General features: G+C 65.4%; 1 pseudogene. It reads right to left on the bottom strand.

Annotation, left to right across the window (positions count from 1 at the left end):
• Window positions 1-166: 166 nt before the first annotated feature.
• A pseudogene (locus EN852_RS39315) lies at window positions 167-295 on the bottom strand (D-alanine--D-alanine ligase A); the annotation flags it as partial.

Raw genomic sequence — 295 nt, 5'->3', positions numbered from 1 at the left:
CGCCATTCCATGTCCCTCCTGCCGGCTCCATGATCGGGCATATAGAGCCGGCGTACAACATTAGCCAGAGGTGAAACACACGTCGTTCAAGGCGCAGTTTATCCGGCGTGGCAACCGTGCCGAATGGGCGCACCGGCCTTCCGACTGGCTGCCTGCCCGGATCGGATCAGCGCACGCCGTGCCGCGCCAGCGCGTGCTCGATCAGCGCGTCCATGACCTCCGCGTAGCCGATGCCGATCGCCGCCAGCGCCTTGGCGGACATCGAGATGTCGGTGAAGCCGGGCAGCGTGTTGAC

Source organism: Mesorhizobium sp. M2E.F.Ca.ET.209.01.1.1 (genome assembly GCF_004010375.2).
Classification (GTDB): Bacteria; Pseudomonadota; Alphaproteobacteria; order Rhizobiales; family Rhizobiaceae; genus Mesorhizobium.
Note: the sequence above shows the minus strand (reverse complement) of the source record. Positions and strands in the feature narration are given on the sequence as shown.